General features: G+C 73.0%; 15 protein-coding genes and 1 pseudogene. 13 read left to right on the top strand and 3 right to left on the bottom strand.

Going from position 1 to position 21,449, the window contains the following annotated elements; genetic code table 11:
• The 5 genes and pseudogenes from C1J01_RS29965 to C1J01_RS29950 form a co-directional block, all read left to right on the top strand.
• Positions 1-583 (top strand): annotated as a pseudogene (locus C1J01_RS29965) (hypothetical protein); the annotation flags it as partial.
• Positions 584-665: 82 nt separating this feature from the next.
• Positions 666-800 (top strand): hypothetical protein, encoded by a 135-nt coding sequence (locus C1J01_RS53220; RefSeq protein ID WP_268958758.1) that lies wholly within the window; start codon positions 666-668, stop codon positions 798-800.
• Between the two features lie 12 nt (positions 801-812).
• Complete coding sequence (locus C1J01_RS29960; protein WP_111182326.1) at positions 813-1,616, top strand: glycosyltransferase; 804 nt, start codon at positions 813-815, stop codon at positions 1,614-1,616.
• A complete protein-coding gene (locus C1J01_RS29955) occupies positions 1,613-2,707 on the top strand; it encodes a glycosyltransferase family 4 protein (RefSeq protein WP_111182325.1) in 1,095 nt (364 codons plus the stop codon). Before C1J01_RS29960 ends, C1J01_RS29955 begins: the two co-directional genes overlap by 4 nt.
• Entirely contained in the window at positions 2,704-6,816 is a 4,113-nt protein-coding gene (locus C1J01_RS29950; protein WP_181449035.1) for an alpha-(1->3)-arabinofuranosyltransferase domain-containing protein, read from the top strand. Before C1J01_RS29955 ends, C1J01_RS29950 begins: the two co-directional genes overlap by 4 nt.
• On the opposite strand, the gene C1J01_RS29945 is transcribed toward C1J01_RS29950, so the two are convergent.
• Complete coding sequence (locus C1J01_RS29945; RefSeq protein WP_111182323.1) at positions 6,743-7,897, bottom strand: acyltransferase family protein; 1,155 nt, start codon at positions 7,895-7,897, stop codon at positions 6,743-6,745. The two genes, C1J01_RS29950 and C1J01_RS29945, sit on opposite strands and share 74 nt — an antisense overlap.
• A 160-nt stretch (positions 7,898-8,057) precedes the next feature.
• Between C1J01_RS29945 and pgfA the strand changes: the two genes are divergently transcribed.
• The gene (pgfA, locus tag C1J01_RS29940) at positions 8,058-8,966 is read left to right on the top strand and encodes a cell envelope lipid trafficking protein PgfA (RefSeq protein WP_111182329.1); all 909 of its coding nucleotides are present in this window, start codon (positions 8,058-8,060) and stop codon (positions 8,964-8,966) included.
• Positions 8,967-9,085: 119 nt separating this feature from the next.
• A complete protein-coding gene (locus C1J01_RS29935) occupies positions 9,086-10,192 on the top strand; it encodes an NAD(P)H-dependent flavin oxidoreductase (protein WP_111182322.1) in 1,107 nt (368 codons plus the stop codon).
• Between the two features lie 2 nt (positions 10,193-10,194).
• Here the strand turns inward: C1J01_RS29935 and C1J01_RS29930 are convergent, their stop codons facing one another.
• Entirely contained in the window at positions 10,195-11,004 is an 810-nt protein-coding gene (locus tag C1J01_RS29930; protein WP_111182321.1) for a crotonase/enoyl-CoA hydratase family protein, read from the bottom strand.
• 595 nt (positions 11,005-11,599) lie between these two features.
• Here C1J01_RS29930 and C1J01_RS29925 point away from each other — a divergent pair.
• The 6 genes from C1J01_RS29925 to C1J01_RS29900 are packed head-to-tail and all read left to right on the top strand — an operon-like array spanning position 11,600 to position 18,148.
• Complete coding sequence (locus C1J01_RS29925) at positions 11,600-13,159, top strand: acyl-CoA synthetase (protein ID WP_111182320.1); 1,560 nt, start codon at positions 11,600-11,602, stop codon at positions 13,157-13,159.
• Positions 13,149-14,033, top strand: a complete 885-nt coding sequence (locus C1J01_RS29920) for a Zn-ribbon domain-containing OB-fold protein (protein ID WP_235854760.1) — start codon at positions 13,149-13,151, stop codon at positions 14,031-14,033. The genes C1J01_RS29925 and C1J01_RS29920 overlap by 11 nt, the downstream gene beginning before the upstream one ends.
• Positions 14,030-15,055, top strand: coding sequence for a thiolase family protein (locus C1J01_RS29915; RefSeq protein ID WP_111182319.1), 1,026 nt, complete (start codon positions 14,030-14,032; stop codon positions 15,053-15,055). The genes C1J01_RS29920 and C1J01_RS29915 overlap by 4 nt, the downstream gene beginning before the upstream one ends.
• Complete coding sequence (locus C1J01_RS29910) at positions 15,052-16,197, top strand: thiolase family protein (RefSeq protein ID WP_111182318.1); 1,146 nt, start codon at positions 15,052-15,054, stop codon at positions 16,195-16,197. Before C1J01_RS29915 ends, C1J01_RS29910 begins: the two co-directional genes overlap by 4 nt.
• Positions 16,197-17,795, top strand: a complete 1,599-nt coding sequence (locus tag C1J01_RS29905; RefSeq protein WP_111182317.1) for an acyl-CoA synthetase — start codon at positions 16,197-16,199, stop codon at positions 17,793-17,795. The genes C1J01_RS29910 and C1J01_RS29905 overlap by 1 nt, the downstream gene beginning before the upstream one ends.
• Positions 17,796-17,842: 47 nt before the next feature.
• Positions 17,843-18,148 carry a dihydrofolate reductase family protein gene (locus C1J01_RS29900; protein WP_111182316.1) on the top strand — a complete coding sequence of 102 codons (306 nt, stop codon included), beginning with the start codon at positions 17,843-17,845 and terminating at the stop codon, positions 18,146-18,148.
• A gap of 7 nt (positions 18,149-18,155) precedes the next feature.
• On the opposite strand, the gene C1J01_RS50220 is transcribed toward C1J01_RS29900, so the two are convergent.
• The coding region (locus C1J01_RS50220; RefSeq protein ID WP_181449034.1) for a tetratricopeptide repeat protein at positions 18,156-21,449 on the bottom strand (3,294 nt) is incomplete at its 5' end.

The following is a 21,449-nucleotide window of genomic DNA, read 5'->3' as shown; positions in this document are numbered from 1 at the left end:
GAGCCGCGCGGGGGTTCTTTTTTCTTTTCTCACCAAAGGACCTCAGCCACTGACCGGCGGTAGAGGGCGTGGGTGGGTCGTGGTGCTGGCCCTGGTGCCTCTTGCGGTGTTGCCCACGATGGCGTGGGGCGCGCTCGGGCGGCTGGGAGCGGTCGCCTATCCCGAGGGGTGGACGGCGGTCCGCGACGCGATCGGCCGCGACCCGGAGCCCGGGGACGTGCTGGTGTTGCCGTTCGAGTCGTACCGGCAATTCCCGTGGAACGAAAACCGGGCGGTGCTCGACCCCGCGCAGCGCTTCTTCGCCGTCCCCGGCCGCCGCGTCGTCACCAACGACGCCGTACGCGTCGGCGAGATCCTCGTCAAGAGCGAGGACCCCCGCGCCCAGGCGGTGGAACGCGTACTCCGGAGCCCGTCCCCCGACCTCCCCGGCGCCGGATTCCGCTACGTGATCGTCAACGCGGGAACGCCCGCGGAGCAACGACGGTTCGCCGCCTGGCTGAGCGCCGCGACGCTCGTCGTCGACACCCGTGAGGTCCGCCTCTACCGATTCGGCGGTCCGGTCCGCGCCGACTCGCCCCAATAGATACCCTGATCAGCGGACTTATTAGGATTCAGTGCCGTTACTATCGAGTAGCACCCAGAGCCCGCTCCAGGAGGAAACCCCCTTGGTCAAGATCCTCTTAGCAGCGATCGCCGGCGCAGCCGTGGCGGCCCTCGTGGTGACGGTCACCACCGTCTCCCTCAGCGGCGCCACCGCGACCCCGGTCAACCAGCCGCTCTACAACTACGGCGACCGGTAACCGAACGCCGCCATGCCACCCTCTCCGTCAGGGGACGAGAGGGCGAGCCGGCCACCACTGCTTGAGATCGTCGTTCCCGCCCACAACGAGGAACGCCGGCTTCCCGGGGGGCTCCTGCAGCTGTGCGCGAAGCTCGCCCGCATGCCGTTCCCCACCGCCGTCATCGTCGTCGACAACAACAGCACCGACCGCACGGCCGAGATCGTCACGACCTGGCCGAGCGGCAGCGTGCCCGTACGCCTGGTGCGCTGCGCGACCCCGGGCAAGGGCGCGGCCGTGCGCGCCGGGCTGCTGCGCACGAGCGCGCCCTTCGCCGGGTTCTGCGACGCCGACATGGCCACCGACCTGGAAGGCATCGACCTGGCGCTCGGGCTGCTGCTGTCCGGTGAGCGGGTGGTCATCGGCTCCCGGGCGCACCGGCGTTCCCATGTGGAGAACCGGCACAGCCGGATCCGCGAGCTCGGCGCGTACGGCTTCCGCGCGCTGGCCGGGGCGCTCGTGCCCGGGGTGAGCGACACCCAGTGCGGCTTCAAGTTCTTCGACGGCGCCCTGGCCCGCGAGGTCGCCGCGCTGCTGCGCACCCCCGGCTTCGCGTTCGACGTCGAGCTGCTCGCGCGCTGCCGGGCGCGGGGCTTCGAGGTGCGGGAGATCCCGGTGCGCTGGCGCGACATGCCGGGCTCGCGCTTCTCGCCGGCGCGGCACACGTTCGGCATCGTGCTGGAGCTGGGCCGGATCTGGCTGCGGCTGCGCGCGCGGCCGCGGCCCGCCGCCCGTCCGGCCTGGGAGCCGCCGCTCGACCCCGTCGGATACCCATGAGGATCGCGGTCGTCAACTGGCGTGACCCCTGGCATCCGCAGGCCGGCGGCGCGGAGACCTTCGCCTGGGAGTTGTCCCGCCGCTTCGTGCGGGCCGGCCACGAGGTCCGGTACGTCACCGCGCGGGCTCCGGGCCAGCGGCGGCACGAGGTCGTGGAAGGTGTGCGCTTCGTCCGGATGGGCGGCGTGTTCACCGTCTATCCGCTGGTGCTGGGGTGGCTGCTGGCGCGCCGGTGGCGCTTCGACGCGGTGCTCGACTGCCAGAACGGCATCCCGTTCTTCACCCCGTGGGTGCTGCCGTGGCGCACCCGGGTGATCTGCGTGGTGCACCACGTGCACGACCGGCAGTTCGGGCTGCACCTGCCGGGGTGGCTGGCGGCGTTCGGGCGGCTCCTGGAGGGGCCGGTGTCGCGGTGGAGCTACCGCCGGCGCCCGAGCGTGGCGGTCTCACCCTCCACGGTGCGGGCCATGCGCGAGCGGCTCGGCTGGCGCGGGCCGATCCACGTCGTGCCGAACGGCGTGAGCGTCGCCACGCCCGCCGGGAGCGCGCGGAGTCCCGAGCCGCGGATCGTCTGCCTCGGGCGGCTCGTCGCCCACAAACGCGTCCACCTGCTGCTCGACGCGGTGCCCGAGCTGCGCGCCCGCTTCCCCGGCCTGGTCGTCGACATCGTCGGCCGGGGCCCGGAGGAGGACGCGCTGCGGGCGAGGCTCCCCGAGGGCGTGGTGCTGCACGGCTACCTGCCGGAGGAGGACAAGGCACGCGTCGTCGCGCGGGCGTGGCTGCACGTGAGTGCCTCGCAGGGCGAGGGCTGGGGGCTGAGCGTGCTGGAGGCCGCCGCCCTCGGCGTCCCCACGGTGGCGTACGACGTGGAAGGGCTGCGCGACGCCGTACGGCACGGACGGACCGGCTGGCTGCTGGCCGAGGGGACGGACCTGGCCAAGGGCATCGCCGGCGCACTCGACGACCTCGACCACACTTATGGCGTGAGATGTCGGGAGTGGGCGGGCCGGTTCTCCTGGGACCGCGGCGCCGAACGCCTCCTCGCGCTCATGCGCGGCCTGGATCCCGGTCCGGGCTGGGAGGAACCGTGACCGGCCCGTCCCTGCTGCCCACCGACAAGCTCGTGGCCGGTCGCCGCACCGGCGGGGGCCGGCCCGTGGGCGAGAAGGCCAGGCGGCGGTTGTGGTTGCTGCTGTGCTGCTTCGGCTTCGGGCTGCTGGCGTTCACCACCAAGCCCGGCCAGCTCATCGCCGACACCAAGATGGACCTGGCGCTCAACCCGGTGGGCTGGCTGGAGCGCGCCACCCACCTGTGGGACCTGCAACACTTCGGCCAGCTGCAGAACCAGGTCGCGGGCTACCTCTTCCCGATGGGCCCGTTCTTCGCGCTGGGCGACCTCGCGGGCGTCGCGCCGTGGGTGACGCAGCGGCTCTGGCTGACGCTGCTGATGTGCGTCGGCTTTCTCGGCGTGGAGCGGCTGGCCCGGCAGCTCGGCGTCGGCACGCCCGGCACCAGGGTCGTCGCCGCGCTGGCGTACGCGCTGGCCCCGCGGACGTTGTCGATCCTCGGCGAGATCTCGATCGAGTGGCTGCCCGCCGCGATGTTGCCGTGGATCCTCATCCCGCTGCTCACAGCCTCGGAGACCGGGCAGCGGGCGCGCGGGGCCGTCAGGTCGGCGCTCGCGGTGGCGTTGTGCGGCGGCGTCAACGCGGTCGCGGTGCTGGCCGTGCTGGTCGCGCCCGTCCTGTACATCCTGACCCGGCCCTGGCCGGTGCCGCGCTGGCGGATGCTCGGCTGGTGGTCGGCCGCCGTCGCGGTGGCCACCCTGTTCTGGTCGCTGCCGCTGCTGCTGGTCGGCCGGTACGCCTTCTCCTTCCTGCCGTACACCGAGACCGCCGGGACCACCACGGCGGTCACCTCGCTCACGAACGTGCTGCGCGGCGCCTCCGACTGGGTGCGCTTCCTGCCGTTGAACGGCGTGCTGGAGCAGCCGCCGGGGTTCGCCATCGCCACGTCCGCCACGATGGTCGTGGTCACGGGCGTCATCGCCGCGCTGGGCCTGGCCGGGCTGGCCCGCCGCGACCTGCCCGCCAAGGGGTTCGTGCTGGCCCTCTTCCTGGTGGGCGTGGCCGCGATGGCCGCCGGGCACATCAGCGCCCTGGAGCCGGTCGTGGCCGAGCCGGTGCGCTGGCTGCTGGACGGCCCGCTCGCGCCGCTGCGCAACCTGCGCAAGTTCGACCCGCTCGTGCGGCTCGCGCTCGCCTTCGGCCTGGCCCACCTGCTCGTCAGGGTCCGCGTCCCGGTCCGCACGCTCGCCGTCGCCGCCTTCGCCGCGCTGCTCGTGCCGGTCGTCAACCAGGGCCTGGCCCCGCCGGGCGACTTCCGCGAGGTGCCGTCCCACTGGCGGCAGGTGGCGGCCTGGCTGGACGATAACGCCGGGGACGCGGGCGTGCTGGTGGTGCCGGGCGCCAAGTTCGGCGAGTACGTCTGGGGCCGCCCCCTGGACGAGCCCCTGCAGGCCCTGACCACCGCCCGCTGGACCACCCGGCAGATCACGCCCCCGGGCTCGGTCGGCCTGTCCCGGCTGCTGGACGCCATCGACCAGCGGCTCACCTCCGGCCACGGCTCCCCGGGCGTCACCGCCGTGCTGCGCCGGATGGGCGTGCGCTACCTGCTCGTCAGGAACGACCTCATCCGGCAGAACCTCCAGGGCGCCTGGCCGTCGCGGATCTACGAGGCGCTGCGCGAGTCGCCCGGCATCACGAAGGTGCGCTCGTTCGGGGAGCCGGTGGGCGACGGGCAGAGCGATGACGCCGTGAACACCCTCGACCCGGCCTTCCCCGCGCTCGACCTCTACGAGGTGGAAGGCGCCTCCGAGCTGGTCTCCGTGGCGGCCGCGGACGACGCACTCGCCGTGCGCGGCGGGCCCGACTCGCTGCTCGCGATGGGCGACCTCGGCCTCCTGGACGACGGCCCCGTTCTCGTGAACGGCGACGCGGGCACACGCGACGCCCCCGCCGTGGTCAGCGACGCGCTACGGCTGCGCGAGCGCTCGTTCGGCGAGTTGCGGTCGAACCGGTCGCCCACGCTCACGACCGACCGGAAGGCCGACTTCTCCGGGGTCCGGGAGCTGGACCTGCTGGAGGACGGCTGGCTCGACCAGACCGCGGTCGCCGAGTACCACGGGATCGCCGGCGTCAGCGCGTCGTCGTCGGTCGCGGACCCGTACGCGATCCCCGGGATCAGCAGCGTCGGCGGCGGAGCCTGGGCCGCGCTGGACGGCAACACCGCCACCGCCTGGGAGAGCGACGGCTCCCAGCGCCCCGACGGCCAGTGGCTGCGCGTGGACCTGCCGAAGCCCACGCGGCTCCCGTATGTGGACGTCATGTTCGCCTCCGACCTGCGGCTCGGCCAGTCCGTCGGCCGGGTGGCCGTGGAGACCGAGGCGGGGAGCCTGGTGCAGGACGTCGCGAGCACCACCGGCGCGCAGCGGCTGCGCGTGCCGGACGGCCCCACGACGTGGCTGCGGATCGAGGTCGCCGGGACGAGGTCGCCGCGGTGGAGCTACGGGCAGCGGGTCGGCGTGGTCGAGCTGTCGATCCCCGGCGTCGTGCCCGAGCGCACGATCCGGCTGCCCGGCCAGGGCGGCGACGTGTACGTCATGGACAGCGGCGCCGACGGCAAGCCCGCCTGCATGCGCACCCCGAACCGGTGGGTGTGCAACGAGGCGGGACTGGCCGCGAAGGGGGAGGAGACCGGGTTCGACCGGACCTTCCGCGCGGAGTCCGCCGCGAGCGTGAACGTGCGGGGAACGGCCGTTCTGCGGGATCCCGAGCTGATCGACCGGTTCACCCGCGTGCGTGCGGACCTGACCACCGTGACCGGCTCGTCCCAGCTCACCGACGACGCGGTGGTCTCGCCCCGCTCGGCGTTCGACGCGGACGGCAGCACCACCTGGGTCCCCGACGGCAAGGACGCCGAGCCCACGCTCACCCTCGCCTGGAAGGCCGAGCGGACGGTCTCCCGCATCCAGATCCAGCGGCCGGCCAGCGACGTGCAGCCGCTCGACGTGATCGTGACCGGCGACGGCGACGAGGCGCGGGCCGGGCGGGTGGACGCGCGCGGCTACCTGACGTTCGAGCCGCTCACGACCACCAGGCTCACGCTGCGGTTCCTGCCGTTCGCCAAGCGGCTGCAGGTGAGCGAGCTGGTGGTGCCCGGCGTGCAGCCGGTGGGCCGGCCCGCGGACGTCCCGCTCCGGCTGCGCTGCGGGCTCGGCCCGAACCTCGAGGTGAACGGCCGCACGATCCCCACCCGGGTCACCGGCACCCACGCCGACCTGCTGGAGCAGCGGCCGGTCGAGATCACCGGATGCGCGAAGGCCGAGCTCGCGGCGGGCGACAACCGGGTGCGGCTGGCGGGCTGGGACGCGTACACGATCGACGCGCTCGCCGTCGGCACGCTGCCCGCGCGGGCGGAAGGCGAGCAGGGGACGGCCGCGCCGGGCTCCTGGACGCCGTCCGTGCGCGAGGTGCGGGTCAGCGCGCCGCAGGACGCCTTCCTCGTCGTCAACGAGAACCTCAACGACGGCTGGCAGGCCCGGATCGACGGCCGGACGCTCACCCCCGTGCGGATCGACGGCTGGAAGCAGGGCTGGGAGCTGCCCGCCGGCACCTCGGGGACCGTCCGGCTGGAGTACGTGCCCGACCGTCTCTACGGGCTCGCGATCACGGTGGGGCTGGCCGGGATCGTGCTGCTCGCGCTCATCGGGCTCGTGTTGCGCGGGCCGCGTCCCGAGCACGTGCGGGAGACCGCCGCGGCCAGGGCCGCGCGGCTGTCGCGGCTGCGGGCGCCGTACGCGGTGCTGCTGGCGCTGGCGTTCGGCTGGTGGGTGGCGAGCTGGCCGGGCATGGCCGCGATGCTCGCCGCGGTCGTCGTGACGCTGCTGCAGCGCGCCCGGGGGCTGCCCGCGCACCGGGCGGCGGCGGGCTTCTTCGGGCTCGCGACGCTGGCGCTGGCGGCGGGCCTGATGCTGCGCGAGCGCGGGATCGAGGTAGAGGCGCTCATGGACCAGGGGCCGCAGCTCGCCGCGGTCGCCGCCGTGGGCGTGCTGATCGGTCAGCTCGTCACCGGACGGAAGCCGCCGGCGCCGGATCAGGAGCCTTCGACGGCCGAACGGGTGCTGACCCGTGCCGGCTGAGCCGCAGCGCCGGCGCCTCGATCAGGTGGTGGCTCGCGACGCTCAGCAGCGTCGTGACGACGAAGGACACCACCGCCACACTGGCGAAGTCGCCGCCGAACGGCTGCGCGCCGGTGAGCTTGAGCTGCAGCGTGATCACCGGCGCGTGCCACAGGAAGAAGCCGTAGGAGATGCGCCCGAAGTAGGCGGTCACCGGGTTGCCGAGCACGCGGGTGCGCAGCGCGTCCGGCCGGGAGGCCAGCGCGAACGGCGCCACCACCAGCACCGCCACGGCCGTCTCCAGGCTGAGCCGCCACAGCGACTCCTCCAGCGAGGGCAGGTCGAGCGTACGCGGCCCGGCCAGCCCGGTGCTCAGCAGCGCGTACAGCAGGGCGGCCAGCACCAGCAGTTGCGGGGCCAGCGAGTCGACCACCCGGCTGTGCCCGATCCACACCGACAGCACCGCCAGCGCCATGCCACCGGCGAAGAACACCAGGTGGTACGGCAGCAGCAGCCCGAGCTGCGGCAGGTCGTGCACGCGCGCCACGACGACGGTGACCACCGAGACCACCGGCAGCACCGCGATGCCCGCGAGCAGCCGGACCGGCCGGACCGGCCGGCCGCCGCGGCGCGCCCACCGGTGCAGGAGCCAGGCCAGCGGCGGCAGCAGCACGTAGAAGGACATCTCGACGGGCAGCGTCCACATCTGGTACAGGCCGTCAGGGGTCGGGTCGGCCGGGAAGTAGTTCTGGACGAGCAACATCCACTTCAGCCAGCCCGTCCAGTCGAACGAGCTCCACGCCCACAGCGCCAGGGCGGTCACCAGCCAGTAGACCGGCATGACCCGCAGCACCCGTCGCCACAGGTAACGCAGCGGTCTCGGGCGTGGCGTATCCTCGATCACCGCCCGCGCCCACGGGCGGTAGAGCAGCAGGCCCGACAGGAGGAAGAAGATGGGTACGGCGATGCCGAGGCGGCTCATCATCCAGGCGAGCATGCCGTCGCGGTACATCACGCCGGTGTTGCTGCCGACGTGCAGCAGCCAGACGCCGAGCGCGGCGACCGCGCGCAGGCCGTCGAGTGCGGCGTCCCTGCCCTTCATCGAAGCTCCTGCCCTCCCGATTTCCTGAGCTCGGTCAACCCACGATAGAACTTGTTTCTATCGGTTGCGCCGGGGTGCTTTGCCCGCAGATGACCGTGTCACGCTCTGTCATACTTTGTTGCCGTTGATCCCCTAGACGATGATGAATCCGGAGGCCTCGATGGGTCGCATCTCCACGCTCGTCCTCATCGGGTTCGGGGCTTTCTTCGTCACACTGGCGCCACTGCTCAAGTTCTGGGCCGCCGACCAGCTCACCTACGCTCCGGCCAACCACTTCCTCATCTCGCGGCTGGAGGCCGAGGGCGCTCGCTACTTCTCGGTGCAGGACCTGAAGGTGCTCACCGGCGACCTCGACATCGTCGTCACCACGCGCGGCGACGTGAAGGAGGCGGACGGCGACCGGGTGGTCTGGGACGAGGCCATGGTGGTCAACGACGTCACCAACGACCGGTCGCAGGTCGACTTCACCGAGCGGCGCAGCGCGTTCGACCGCTATACCGGCCTGGCCGTCGACTGCTGCGGCAACAGCGTGGAGGACGAGCCGGTGCGGATGGAGGGACAGATCTACAAGTTCCCCTTCGACGTGCAGAAGAAGACGTACCAGGTGTTCAACCCGGTGGCGCAGAAGGCGTATGACGCGCGCTTCGTGCGCGAGGACACCGTCAACGGCCTGCCCGTCTACGTCTTCGAGCAGACCGTCCCGCCGACCATGACCAGGACGAGCACGCCGCCGAAGAGCGCGATCGGCATGAGCGGCAAGGGCGACGTGCGGGTCGAGCACTGGTACGACAGCACGACCACGTTCTGGGTGGAGCCGGTCACGGGGTCGCCGGTCCGGCAGGAGGTGCGGCGGAACGAGGTGATGAAGACCGAGGACGGCGTCGAGCGCTCGCCGGCCTTCGTCGCGGACGCGAAGATGACCGAGGACACGGTGGCGAAGCTCGTGGAGAACGCCGAGAACGCCAAGACCCAGGTCGACCTCCTGCACAACATCATCCCCCTGGTCCTGCTGGCCATCGGCGTCATCCTCCTGGCGACGGGCGCCGTGCTCTCCCGCCGCCCCCGCTGACCGTGCTCACCCAGAGTCGCTGGAACGGGTTATCGTCTGGCGCCCCTCTGCTGGGTCGGGCGAAGATTCATATGTAGAACACGTTGCAGTTCGTCGTCCGCCGGACGTATCGTCGGGCCATGCGGACACGCGTCACGGACATGTTCGGCATCGAGCTCCCGATCTTCGCGTTCAGTCACTGCAGGGACGTGGTCGTCGCCGTCAGCAAGGCGGGCGGCATGGGGGTGCTCGGGGCGCTCTACTTCACTCCTGACGAGCTCGAGACCGAGCTCGCCTGGATCGACGACCACGTCGACGGCAAGCCGTACGGCGTCGACGTGGTCATGCCGGCGTCGTACGAGGGCGCCGACTTCGCCCCCGACGAGCTGGTCGGCCGCCTCCAGACGATGATCCCGGACGGCCACCGCGCGTTCGTCGAGAAGCTCCTGGCCAGGCACGGCGTGCCCGCCCTGTCCGCGGACGCCGACCCCGGGCGGGTCCTGCTCGGCTGGACCGACGCCACCGCCCGCCCGCAGGTGGAGGTCGCGCTGCGCCACCCCATCGCGCTGCTCGCCAACGCGCTCGGCCCGCCGCCCGCCGACATCGTCAAGCTCTCCCACGACCGCGGCGTCAAGGTCGCCGCCCTCGCCTCGACCCCGCGCCACGCGCTCAAGCAGGTCGAGGTCGGCGTGGACGTCGTCGTCGCCCAGGGCACCGAGGCCGGCGGTCACACCGGTGAGATCTCCACGATGGTGCTCATTCCGCAGGTCGTGGACGCCGTGGACGTGCCCGTGCTGGCCGCCGGCGGCATCGGCAACGGCCGCCAGATGGCCGCCGGGATGGCCCTCGGCGCCGAGGGCGTGTGGACCGGCTCCCTGTGGCTCACCGTCGAGGAGGCCGACACCCCGGAGATGGCCAGACGCCGCATCCTGGCGGCCACCTCGCGCGACACCGTGCGCTCGCGCAGCTGGACCGGCAAGCCGGCGCGGCTGCTCAAGAACGAGTGGACCGACGCCTGGGAGTCGGAGGAGTCGCCGGGCACGCTGCCGATGCCGCTGCAGTTCATGCTGGTCTCGGACGCGCTGCGCCGCATCGGCCGCTCCGACGCCGCCGAACTGGCCACGTTCCCCGCCGGGCAGATCATCGGCATCACGAACCAGGTCCGCTCGACCAAGGACGTGATGTTCAGCCTCGTCGAGGAGTACGCCGAGACCCTCGAACGCCTCGACCGCCTCACCTCCGACTGACCTCAGCGTCCCCGGTAGACAGGGGGGCGCTTCTCGCGGAAGGCGAGGGTGCCCTCCTTGGCGTCTTCCGAGCCGATCACAGGCCAGCCCAGCTCGTCGGAGACCTTCAGGGCCTCCGGTTCCGGCATGCCCTGCGTGTCCCGGTACGTCCGCAGGATCGCCTGGACGGCCAGCGGGCCGGACGCGGCCACGTCCTCGGCCAGTTCGCGGGCCGTGGCCAGTGCCTGGCCGTCCGGGACGACCCGGTTGACCAGGCCCATCGACAGCGCCTCGGCCGCGGTGACCGCGCGGCCGGTGAGCAGGAGGTCCATGGCGTGGCAGTACGGGATCTGGCGCGGCAGCCGTACGGCGCTGCCGCCCATGGGGAACAGCGCCCGCTTGGCCTCGAACAGCCCGAGCGTCGCCGACTCCGCCACGATCCGCAGGTCCGTGCCCACGAGCAGCTCGGTGCCGCCGGCGACCGCGTACCCCTCGACCGCGCAGATGACCGGCTTGGCCGGCAGGTCCTCGCGGAGCAGGCCCTTCCAGTGGTAGTTGGGGATGCGGGCGGCGCGGGCCTGCACCTCGGGGTCGGACGACGGCCGCCCCATGGCCTTGAGGTCGGCGCCCGAGCAGAACGTGCCCTCCGCCCCGGTCAGGATCGCGACCCGGATGCCGGGCTCCGCCGACGCGTACGCCCACGCCGACGCCATGCCGACCAGCATGTCCGCCGAGAGCGCGTTGCGGGCCTCCGGCCGGTTCATGGTGACGGTGAGGACGTGGCCGTCGCGTTCGATCCGGCAGTGGGGGGTGCTGATCGGCAGAAGCTCCACGGACGCCTCCGAACGGGAAAATCAAGCGCTTGCTACAGCCTTGGGCCAAGGATACGCTCCGACCAGCAAATAAGAACAGGTTCCTGTTTTGCGGTGCCGCGTCGCGACGGCATTGAAGGCGATCGAGCCGCCGAACGGAGTGAGGCCATGAAACTGCGAGGGAGCTGCCGTTGCCTGGAGGAGTGGAGGGAGCGCAGCGACCGGAGCGGGGGAAGGCGACGGCATTGAAGGCGATCGAGCCGCCGAACGGAGTGAGGCCATGAAACTGCGAGGGAGCTGCCGTTGCCTGGAGGAGTGGAGGGAGCGCAGCGACCGGAGCGGGGGAAGGCGACGGCATTGAAGGCGATCGAGCCGCCGAACGGAGTGAGGCCATGAAACTGCGAGGGAGCTGCCGTTGCCTGGAGGAGTGGAGGGAGCGCAGCGACCGGAGCGGGGGAAGGCGACGGCATTGAAGGCGATCGAGCCGCCGAACGGAGTGAGGCCATGAAACTGCGAGGGAGCTGCCGTTGCCTGGAGGAGTGGAGGGAGCGCAGCGACCGGAGCGGGGGAAGGCGACGGCATTGAAGGCGATCGAGCCGCCGAACGGAGTGAGGCCATGAAACAGGGTTTCTGGAGGCTGGCGCAGGCGGATCCTGACTGGGTCGCGGCCATCGATCCCGACGGCACCGAGCACAGGGCGGGGGAGCTGCTGGCCAGGGCGAACCGGCTCGTGCACGGGCTGCGGGCGCTCGGGCTGGAGCCCGGCGACGGCTTCTGCGGCCTGGTCCCGAACGGCGCCGACGGCCTCGTCCTCTACCTGGCGGCGCTGCAGGCCGGCTGGTACTACACGCCCGTCAACTGGCACCTGACCGGCCCCGAGATCGCCTACATCGTCGCCGACAGCGAGGCCAAGGCGTTCTTCGTCCACCCGCGCTTCCGCCGGGAGGGCGCCCGGGGCGCGGAGGCCGTCGAGCCGCACCGCCGCTTCCTCCTCGGTGATGACAAGGGGGACGACAAAGGGGACGGCTTCCGGATGGCGTACGAGCTGACCGCCGGCCGGCCGGACACCGCCCCCGAGGGCCGCACGGCCGGCGCCACCATGCACTACACCTCCGGCACCACCGGCAAGCCCAAAGGCGTCAGAAGGCCGCTCAACGGGCTCGATCCGGACGACAACGCCGAGCTCATGACGTTCCTGCTGCAGATGTTCGGCATCACGCCGGGCCGTCCCAACGCCCACCTGGTCACGTCCCCGAGCTACCACACGGCGGTGACGCAGTTCGGCGGCACGGCCCTGCACATGGGCCACACCCTCGTCTACATGGACAAGTGGGACGCCGAGGAGATGCTCCGGCTCTGCGAGCGCCACCGCATCACCAACTCCCACATGGTCCCGACCCACTTCAAGCGGCTGCTCGCCCTGCCGGAGCGGACCCGGACGGCCTACGACCTGTCCTCGGTGCGCTGGATGATCCACGCCGCCGCGCCCTGCCCCGTCCCCGTCAAGCGGGCGATGCTCGACTGGTGGGGCGACTGCGTGTACGAGTACTACGCGGCCACCGAGGGCGGCGGCACCATCGCCACCCCCGAGGACTGGAAGGCGCACCTGGGTACGGTCGGCAAGGCGTGGCCCATCAGCGAGCTGCTCATCGTGGACGACGCGGGCGAGCCCGTCCCGCCCGGCGCCTCCGGCACCATCTACATGAAGATGACCGGCGCCGGCTTCGAGTACAAGGGCGACCCCGGCAAGACCGCCGCCAACCGCCTGAAGGACTTCTTCACCGTCGGCGACATCGGCTACCTCGACGAGGACGGCTTCCTCTATCTGCGCGACCGCAAGGCCGACATGATCATCTCGGGCGGGGCGAACATCTACCCCGCCGAGATCGAGAACGAGCTCATGGTGCACCCGAAGGTGGCCGACGTGGCCGTGTTCGGCATCCCGGACGAGGAGTGGGGCGAGCAGATCAAGGCCGTCGTCGAGCCCGCGCCCGGCGCCGAGCCCGGCCCCGAGCTGGCCGCCGAGCTGCTGGCCTCGCTGGAGGGCCGGCTGGCCCGGATGAAGTGGCCGAAGAGCATCGACTTCATCGCCGAGATGCCCCGCGAGCCCAACGGCAAGCTGCTCAAACGCAAGCTCCGCGACCCGTACTGGGAGGGACGCGACCGTGTCATCTGATCCGCTGGTCGCCCGGCACGTCCTGGAGTTCCCCGGCGGCTACACCCGGACGACGGGGCCGGTGATCGGGCGCTTCCTCAGCGAGCTGCGCGCCCGCCGCGTCGTCGGGGTGCGCACGGCCGAGGGCCGCGTGCTCGTGCCGCCCTTGGAGTACGACCCCGCGACCGGCGAGCCGGTCACCGGCGAGTACGTCGAGGTCGGCCCGGCCGGCACGGTCACCACCTGCGCCTGGGTGGACGAGCCGCTCGACGCCCACCCCCTCGACCGGCCCTTCGCCTGGGCGCTCATCGAGCTGGACGGCGCCGACACGGCGCTGCTGCACGCCGTGGACGCCGGAGACCCCAAGGCCATCGCGCCGGGCACACGGGTGTGGCCGGTGTGGAATGACCACCCCACCGGTGGAATCACCGACATTTCCCATTTCGTGCCTGAGGTGACGAAGATCGTCGCGCCCGTGCGCACCGAATACCGCCTCCAGGCCGGCGGCGCGCTCCGCGTCTTCCTGGAGGGCGTCGCCCGCGGCGTCTTCCTCGGCGGACGCTGCCCCTCCTGCGCCAAGGTGTACGTGCCGTACCGGATGTCGTGCCCCGAGTGCGGCGCGGTCATCGGCGAGCCGGTCGAGCTGCCGGACACCGGCACGATCACCACGTTCGCCATCAACAACCTGCCCGACCCGCGGGCCCCGCAGGTGCCGTTCGTGTCGGCGTACATCCTGCTCGACGACGCGGACATCCCCATGATCGCCCTGGTCGGCGGCGTGCCCGCGCACGAGGTGCGCGAGGGCATGCGCGTCAGGGCCGTCTGGGCCCCGCCGGAGGAACGGACGGCGTCCATGACGAGCGTCCGCTGGTTCGCACCCATGGAGCGGTCATGAGAGACGTCGCGATCGTCGCGTTCGCGCAGACCCGGCACACCTCCCGCGACACCGGCCTGACCGAGCCCGAGCTGATCAGGCCCGTCATCGACGAGGTCAAGGAGCGCACGGGGCTGCGGCGCTTCGGCTTCACCTGCTCCGGCAGTTGCGACTACCTGGCCGGGGCGCCGTTCTCGTTCGTCTCGGCGCTCGACGCACTCGCCGCCTGGCCGCCGATCTCCGAGAGCCACGTCGAGATGGACGCCGCCTGGGCCCTGTACGAGGCGTGGGTGCGCCTCCAGCACGGCGACATCGACACCGCCCTCGTCTACGGCTTCGGCAAGTCGTCGCTCGGCGACCTGCGCACCATCATGACGCTCCAGCTCGACCCGTACTACCTGGCGCCGCTCGGCCTCGACCAGCTCTCCTACGCCGCGCTCCAGGCCGCCGCGGTCGGCGCGGAACGCAAGGAGCTCGACGAGATCGTCCGGCGCAGCCGCGCCGACGGCCGCGGCAACCCGTACGCGCTGGACCTGCCCGACCCCGACGGCGCCGAGGGCCACGCCGTACGGCCACTGAAGAAGACGGACGTCCCGCCCATCACGGACGGCGCCGCCGCGATCGTGCTCGCCGCCGGCGACCTGGCCGGACGCCTCATCGCGAACCCCGCGTACATCACCGGCATCGCACATCGCATGGAACCCCACTACCTGGGTATGCGGAACCTCGCCTTGTCGGCCTCCGCGGCCGATGCCGCACGAGCCGCGGGGGTCGGCAAGGGCCCCGTCGAGGTCGCCGAGCTGCACGCGCAGTTCCCGCACGAGGAGATCATCCTGCGCCGCGCCCTCGGCCTCGGCGAGGAGACCGCGATCAACCCCTCCGGCGGGCCGCTGGCCGCCAACCCCGTCATGGCCACCGGCCTCATCCGCATCGGCGAGGCCGCCCGCCGCGTCCTCGACGGCACCGCCCGCCGCGCCGTCGCCCACGCCGCCGGCGGCCCCTGCCTGCAGCACAACCTCGTCACGGTGGTGGAGGCCCCATGAACAGGTGCGCGGTCATCGGCGTCGGGCAGACGCACTACACCACCAAACGGCGCGACGTCTCCATGGCCGGGCTGGTGCGCGAGGCGGCGCTGCGGGCGCTGGAGGACGCCGGGCTGACGTTCAAGGACGTCGACGCCATGGTCATCGGCAAGGCGCCCGACCTGTTCGAGGGCGTGATGATGCCGGAGGCGTACCTCGCGGACGCGCTCGGCGCGGCGGGCAAGCCGATGATGCGCGTGCACACCGCCGGCAGCGTCGGCGGCACCACCGCGCTGGTCGGCGCCTCGCTCATCCAGGCGGGCGTCCACGAGCGGGTGCTCGTGGTGGCGTACGAGAAGCAGTCGGAGTCGAACGCCACGTGGGCGCTGTCCACCCACCTACCGTTCAGCGCGTCGCTCGTGGTCGGCGCGGGCGGCTACTTCGCCCCGCACATCCGCGAGTACATGCGCAGGTCCGGCGCCCCCGGCCACATCGGCACACTGGTCGCCGTCAAGGACCGGCTGAACGCGCTGAAGAACCCGTACGCGCACCTGAGGATCCCCGGCATCGACCAGAAGACGGTCGAGTCGACGCCCATGCTCTGGGAGCCCATCCGCTACCTGGAGACCTGCCCGAGCAGCGACGGCGCCTGCGCGATGATCCTCGCCGCCGAGTCGGCCGTCACCGGCACCCCCGCCTGGGTGCACGGCACCGCCATGCGCTCCGAGCCCATCTTCCGCGCCGGCCGCGACACCGTCAGCCCCCAGGCGGGCAAGGACTGCGCCGCCGACGTCTACCGCCAGGCCGGCATCACCGACCCGAGACGGCAGATCGACGTCGCCGAGGTCTACGTCCCGTTCTCCTGGTACGAGCCGATGTGGCTGGAGAACCTGGGGTTCGCGGCGGAAGGGGAGGGCTGGAAACTCACCGAGTCGGGCGCCACGGCGCTCGACGGCGACATCCCGTGGAACGCCTCGGGCGGCGTGCTGTCCAGCAACCCGATCGGCGCCTCGGGCCTCATCAGGTTCGCCGAGGCCGCGCTGCAGGTGCGCGGCATGGCCGGCGAGCACCAGGTGGACGGCGCCCGCACGGCGCTCGGCCACGCCTACGGCGGCGGAGCCCAGTTCTTCGCGATGTGGATCGTCGGACGGGAGAGACCCTGATGGAGTTCAACCACGCTGACCTGTTCGAGGGGCTCGCGGACACGATCGGGGAGCGCACGGCGGTCGTCTGCGGCGGGGAACGCCGCACGTTCGCCGAACTGGACGCCGAGGCCAACCGGCTGGCGCACTGCCTGCGGGACCTCGGCGTCGTGCCGGGCCAGCACGTCGGCCTGCACCTCTACAACGGCGTCGAGTACGTCGCCGGCCTGCTCGCCACCCTCAAGATCCGGGCCGTGCCGATCAACGTCAACTACCGCTACGTCGAAGCGGAGCTGGCCTACCTCTATCGCGACTCCGACATCCGGGCGCTGGTCTACGACGTGGAGTTCGAGCCCAGGGTGGCCGCGGTGGCCGATGAGGCGCCGCTGCTCGACCATTTGATCGCGGTGGGCGGGCCGCCGTCGATCGGCTCCGCGGTGCCGTACGCGACCGCCCTGGAACGCGGCAAGCCCGTCCGCGGCTTCCCGCCACGCTCCGGCCAGGACGTGTACATCATCTACACCGGCGGCACCACCGGCCTGCCGAAGGGCGCGATGTGGCACGTCGAGGACCTGTTCATGGGCTTCGGCGGCGGCAACCCGTACGGCGAGCCGCGCGCAACCCCGCAGGAGGTGATCGACGAGGCGGTCAAGGCCACCCCCATGGTGATGATGGCCGCCCCGCCGCTCATGCACGGGGCCGCGCAGATGGCCACGTTCATCGCGTGGTGGATGGGGTCCGCCATGGTGTACGTGCGCAAGTTCGAGGCCGCCGAGGTGTGGCGGGCGGTCGAGCGCGAGCGCGTCTCCACCCTGAACATCACCGGCGACGCCATGGCCAGGCCGCTGGCCGAGGAGCTGGCGCGCGGCTCGTACGACGTCTCGTCGTTGTTCGCGGTCGGCTCGACGGGGGCCATCCTGTCCGGCGCCGTCCGCGACCGGCTGCAGGAGCTGCTGCCGAACGTCATGATCCTCGACAACTTCGGCTCCACCGAGTCCGGCTACACCGCCTCCGGCGTGGCCGGGTCGTCGCCGGAGAAGGGCCTGCGCTACCAGCCGAACTCCGTCGTCAAGCTGGCCGTGCTGGACGAGCGGCTGCGGCCGGTCGAGCCCGGCTCCGGGCAGATCGGCACGCTGGCCAGGTCGGGACGGGTGGCGTTCGGCTACTACAACGACCCGGAGAAGACGGCCCGCACGTTCGTCACCGACGAGCAGGGCACCCGCTGGCTGCTCACCGGCGACCTGGCCACCGTCGAGGCCGACGGCACCGTGAGCATCTTCGGCCGGGGCTCGCAGTGCATCAACACCGGCGGCGAGAAGGTGTTCCCCGAGGAGGTCGAGGCGGTGCTCAAGGGGCATCCGGCGGTGTTCGACGCCGTGGTGACCGGGGTGCCGGACGAGCGGTGGGGCAGCAGGGTGGCCGCCGTGGTGGAGCCGCGCCCCGGCGCCGACGTCACCGCCGCCGAGCTGGACGCGCACTGCCGGACGCGGCTGTCCGGCTACAAGGTGCCCCGTACGTACGCGTTCGTCGCCGAGATGGTGCGGTCACCGGCCGGCAAGGCCGACTACCGCTGGGCCCGCGAAATCGTCGCATCCGCCGCTGGAGGTGTGTCGATCTGACGAGCCGCCCTTCGTGTAGGGGGTGACCCGACACGAAGGAGACGGACATGGGCAAGGTCGTGGTGATCGAACACCTCACGCTGGACGGCGTCATGCAGGCCCCCGGGCACCCCGAGGAGGACCCGCGCGACGGCTTCCCGCACGGCGGCTGGGCGGCGGCGGGCCAGGACCCCCTGATGCAGGAGGTGATGGGGGCGAGCATGTCGAGCGCCTGGTCGCTGCTCGCCGGGCGCACGACGTACGAGCGGTTCGCCGCCTACTGGCCGCGCCAGGCGCCGAACCCGTTCACCGAGGCGCTCGACCGGGTCACCAAGTACGTGGCCTCGACGACGCTGAACGGGCCGCGGGACTGACGCGCGGTCAGGGGGTGACGCCGAGGCGGAGGAGTTCGGCCTCGACGGCGCGGGCCTCCTGGTCGCGGCCGGCCTTCTCCAGCAGACTGAACCGGCCGCGAAGGACGTCGCGGAGCAGGTCGCCGTCCTGCCGGGCCGCGGGCACGCCGCGCAGCAGCTCGGCGGCGACGCGCAGGGCGGCGTCGGCGGCGTCGTCCCGGCCCAGGTCGAGCTGGCAGAAGCCGAGCCTGGCGTGCGCGACGGCCCTGGCCGGCGCGTCCCGCGTCACCTGGGTGGCCCGGTGGAAGACGAGCCCCGCCTCCAGCGGCCGCTCCGCCTCCATGAGGGCGTCGCCCAGCATGAGCATCGCCCGCGACAGCAGGCCGCCCTGCATCGGGTCGCCGGGGGAGAAGCGTTCCAGCTCCGCCACCGCCTCCCGCAGCGGGTTGATCGCCTCCGCCGCGAGGTCGCGCATCCGCAGCGCCGAGGCCAGCGTGAGGCACGCGCCCGCCCGGCCCGTGTGCAGGGCCTGCGCGTCCGTGCCGGCGGCGATCAGCTCGTCGTAGATCGCGATGGCCTCGCGCGCGCGGGCCTCGGCCTCCACGGCGCCGTCCAGCCGCAGCAGCGGCAGCAGCTCCGAGCTCTGCGCCAGCGAATCGGCCAGGACCGCCCGGTACGTCAGGTCGTCCGGGGCCCGCCTGGCCGTCCGGATGAGGTTCTCCACCAGGGCGTTCGCCTGGATGAGCGAGCCCAGCATCATGTGGCAGCGCACCAGCCGCTGGGTGGCCAGGGCGTGCTTGACGGTGCCGGGGCGGTGGCCGGTCGCGGCGATCTCGGCGTACTCGGCGGCCTCCCGGGCGCGGCCGGCGGCGAGGAGGTCGTCGGCGATCATCGCGGCGGTCTCCGCGGCGGCCTGCGGGTCGGGCAGCGCGGTGAACAATCGCAGCGCCTCCACCAGGTGCGCCATCGCCGCCTGCTCCCGGTCGAACGCCCGCAACACCGTCCCACGCACCTGGACGGCCCGCGCCCGCACCCGCGCCCGCTCCGTCCGGTCCTGCTGCGTCCTTGGCCCGTCGTGGTCGGCGCGGTCCAGTTCGGCCAGGGACCAGGAGATCGCCTCCAGGGCGGCCTGCGGGCGGTCCAGGGCCGCCAGCGTCGCGCCGAGCTGGGCGTACACGGCGGCGGCCACCGGCGGCTCGTCCAGTTCGTCGCACAGGTCGGCGGCCCGTTCGCAGTGCGCCAGCGCCTCGACGGCCCGGCCGCGTTCGAGCAGCTCGGCGGCGTACCGGAGCAGGGTCTCGGCGAACGTACGGTCCGGCCGGTCCCCGAGGAGGTCGACGGCCTGCTCCAGGACGGCGAGCTCCACCCGCCCCGACCGCGCGTACGCCGCCGCCAGCTCCGCCAGCGCCACTCCGAGCGGCTCGCGGTACGCGCCGGAGACCACGGCCAGCCCTCGGTACACGCGCACGGCCAGCTCCGCCCCCAGGACGGCCCCCTCGTCGTCCCCGTCGCGCGCCGCCGCCGCGCCGAACGCGGCCAGGCAGCGGGCGTACCGGGCGTGCAGCTCCGGCGCGCCGCCCGTCGGCACCTCCCGTTCCAGCGCCTCGGCGAACGCGGCGAGCGGGCCCGCCAGCCCCGCCGTCCCCGTCATCTCCGCCACGAGAACGGACAGCTCGTCGACGAGTGCGCCGAGCACGTCGGCCCCGGGCAGGGGACGCAGGTCGAGGATCCGGGCGTACAGGGCGGCCCCGGCAGCCGGTCCCTCCTCCCGCGCGCGCAGCCTGGCCAGCCGCACCAGCGCCAGCAGGTGCACGCCGACGAGATCACCGGGCACGGTGCCGACCCGCGCCATGAGCGCGGTTCCCCTGGCCAGCCGATCCCCGGCGGCCTCCGCCTCACCCAGCTCCGCCAGGCACAACCCGCCCAGCTCCAGGCAGGCCGCGGTGAGCAGCCGCGCGTCGTCGTTCCCCGGAGGCGACGGCACGGCGTCGAGCGCGCGGGTGACCGACAGGAGCGCGCCCTCGGCGTCCTGCCGCGCGAAGCGGATCCCGGCCTGCAGCCGCAGCGCCCCGGCCAGCGCCTGCGGCGGCTCCGCGCCGTCCGCCACCAGTCCCGCGTACAACTCGACCAGCCGGTCCGCGGCGGCCTCCGCGTCGGCCGGGCAGGCGGCGCGCGACAGCGCCACGGTCTCCAGGGTCAGCAGATGGGCCAGCTCCGTACGGAAGGCGACGCTCAGCTCCGCCTGCGGCTCGTACGACTCGATGGCGGTGAGCAGGTGCGGGACGGCCTCCTTGTGGCGGCCGAGCCCCACGAGCGCCCGGCCCAGCGCGGCGGCGACCATGCCCACGGCGAGCGCGTGCGGCGGGCCGGGCGCGGCGTGCCGCTGGAGCAGTTCGGCCGCCTGCGTGGCGAGCGCGAGCCCGTCACCGGCCCGGCCCGCGTCCGACCAGGCGGTGGCGAGCATGGCCTGCGCCGACAGGTACGCGTCGACCAGCTCGGGGCCCGGCGCGCCGGCGTCCTCGACGGCCCTCCTGCACTCCGCCAGCCGTTCCTCCGCCCTGGCCACCGCCTCCTGGGGCGGGGTGACGGTCAGGCCGGGCAACCACGGCTCGCCGGTCTCCGGCTCGGCCGGCTCCATGCGGCTCAGCCTCGCCCGTGCCTCCGCCGAGTCCGCCTGCCCGCGCCCGTCCGCGCCCGGCACGTCGTACAGCTCGGCCGCGATCTCCAGCTGGACGCGGGCGTCGGCGGTACGGCCCAGCTCGTCCAGGCAGAGGCCGAGCAGGCGCCTGGCCCGCGCCGTGCCGCCCTCGGCGGTCACCGTCATGGCCTCCTGCAGCGGGGCCAGCGCCTCCTCGGGACGGTCGTCGGCCAGCAGCAGCTCGCCGAGGTCGAGGAGCCGGGCGGCGAGGGCGGGGCGGTGCCCGGCCGGCTCAAGCGTGACCAGGGCCCGCAGGTTCCGTACGCACTCGGCGGCGGACCTGGCGGCGGCGTCCAGGTCGTCCAGGCGGGCGTGGACGCCGGCCAGGGTGGCGGCGGCCGAGGCCAGCATGGTCCGCAGCCCGGGCTCCGCGTCCGCGAGGCCCCGCAGGCGCGCCACCGCCTCGGCTGCGGGGACCAGGGCGTCACGCGGCCTGCCGTACGCGTCCAGCCGGAGGGCGATCAGGTGCAGACGGTGAGCCACGTCGGCGCTGGTCGAAGCCACCGCCCTGACGGCCTCGGTCGCCGCGACCCCCAGACACCCGGCCACCTCGGGCAACACCTCGACGGCCTGCACCTCCTCGAACGCCGTCACCGCCCCCGGCACCCGCCCGACCACCACCTC

Origin of the sequence: Nonomuraea aridisoli, assembly GCF_003236395.1 — a bacterium.
Taxonomy (GTDB): Bacteria; Actinomycetota; Actinomycetes; order Streptosporangiales; family Streptosporangiaceae; genus Nonomuraea; species Nonomuraea aridisoli.
The sequence above is the reverse complement of the archived record's forward strand: the minus strand, read 5'-3'. Positions and strand labels throughout refer to the sequence as shown.

Coding starts and splice junctions, on each gene's coding strand:
- C1J01_RS29960 (WP_111182326.1), top strand. CDS start 813: ATGCCACCCTCTCCGTCAGGGGACGAGAGGGCGAGCCGGCCACCACTG.
- C1J01_RS29955 (WP_111182325.1), top strand. CDS start 1,613: ATGAGGATCGCGGTCGTCAACTGGCGTGACCCCTGGCATCCGCAGGCC.
- C1J01_RS29945 (WP_111182323.1), bottom strand. CDS start 7,897: ATGAAGGGCAGGGACGCCGCACTCGACGGCCTGCGCGCGGTCGCCGCG.
- pgfA (WP_111182329.1), top strand. CDS start 8,058: ATGGGTCGCATCTCCACGCTCGTCCTCATCGGGTTCGGGGCTTTCTTC.
- C1J01_RS29935 (WP_111182322.1), top strand. CDS start 9,086: ATGCGGACACGCGTCACGGACATGTTCGGCATCGAGCTCCCGATCTTC.
- C1J01_RS29925 (WP_111182320.1), top strand. CDS start 11,600: ATGAAACAGGGTTTCTGGAGGCTGGCGCAGGCGGATCCTGACTGGGTC.
- C1J01_RS29915 (WP_111182319.1), top strand. CDS start 14,030: ATGAGAGACGTCGCGATCGTCGCGTTCGCGCAGACCCGGCACACCTCC.
- C1J01_RS29910 (WP_111182318.1), top strand. CDS start 15,052: ATGAACAGGTGCGCGGTCATCGGCGTCGGGCAGACGCACTACACCACC.
- C1J01_RS29905 (WP_111182317.1), top strand. CDS start 16,197: ATGGAGTTCAACCACGCTGACCTGTTCGAGGGGCTCGCGGACACGATC.
- C1J01_RS29900 (WP_111182316.1), top strand. CDS start 17,843: ATGGGCAAGGTCGTGGTGATCGAACACCTCACGCTGGACGGCGTCATG.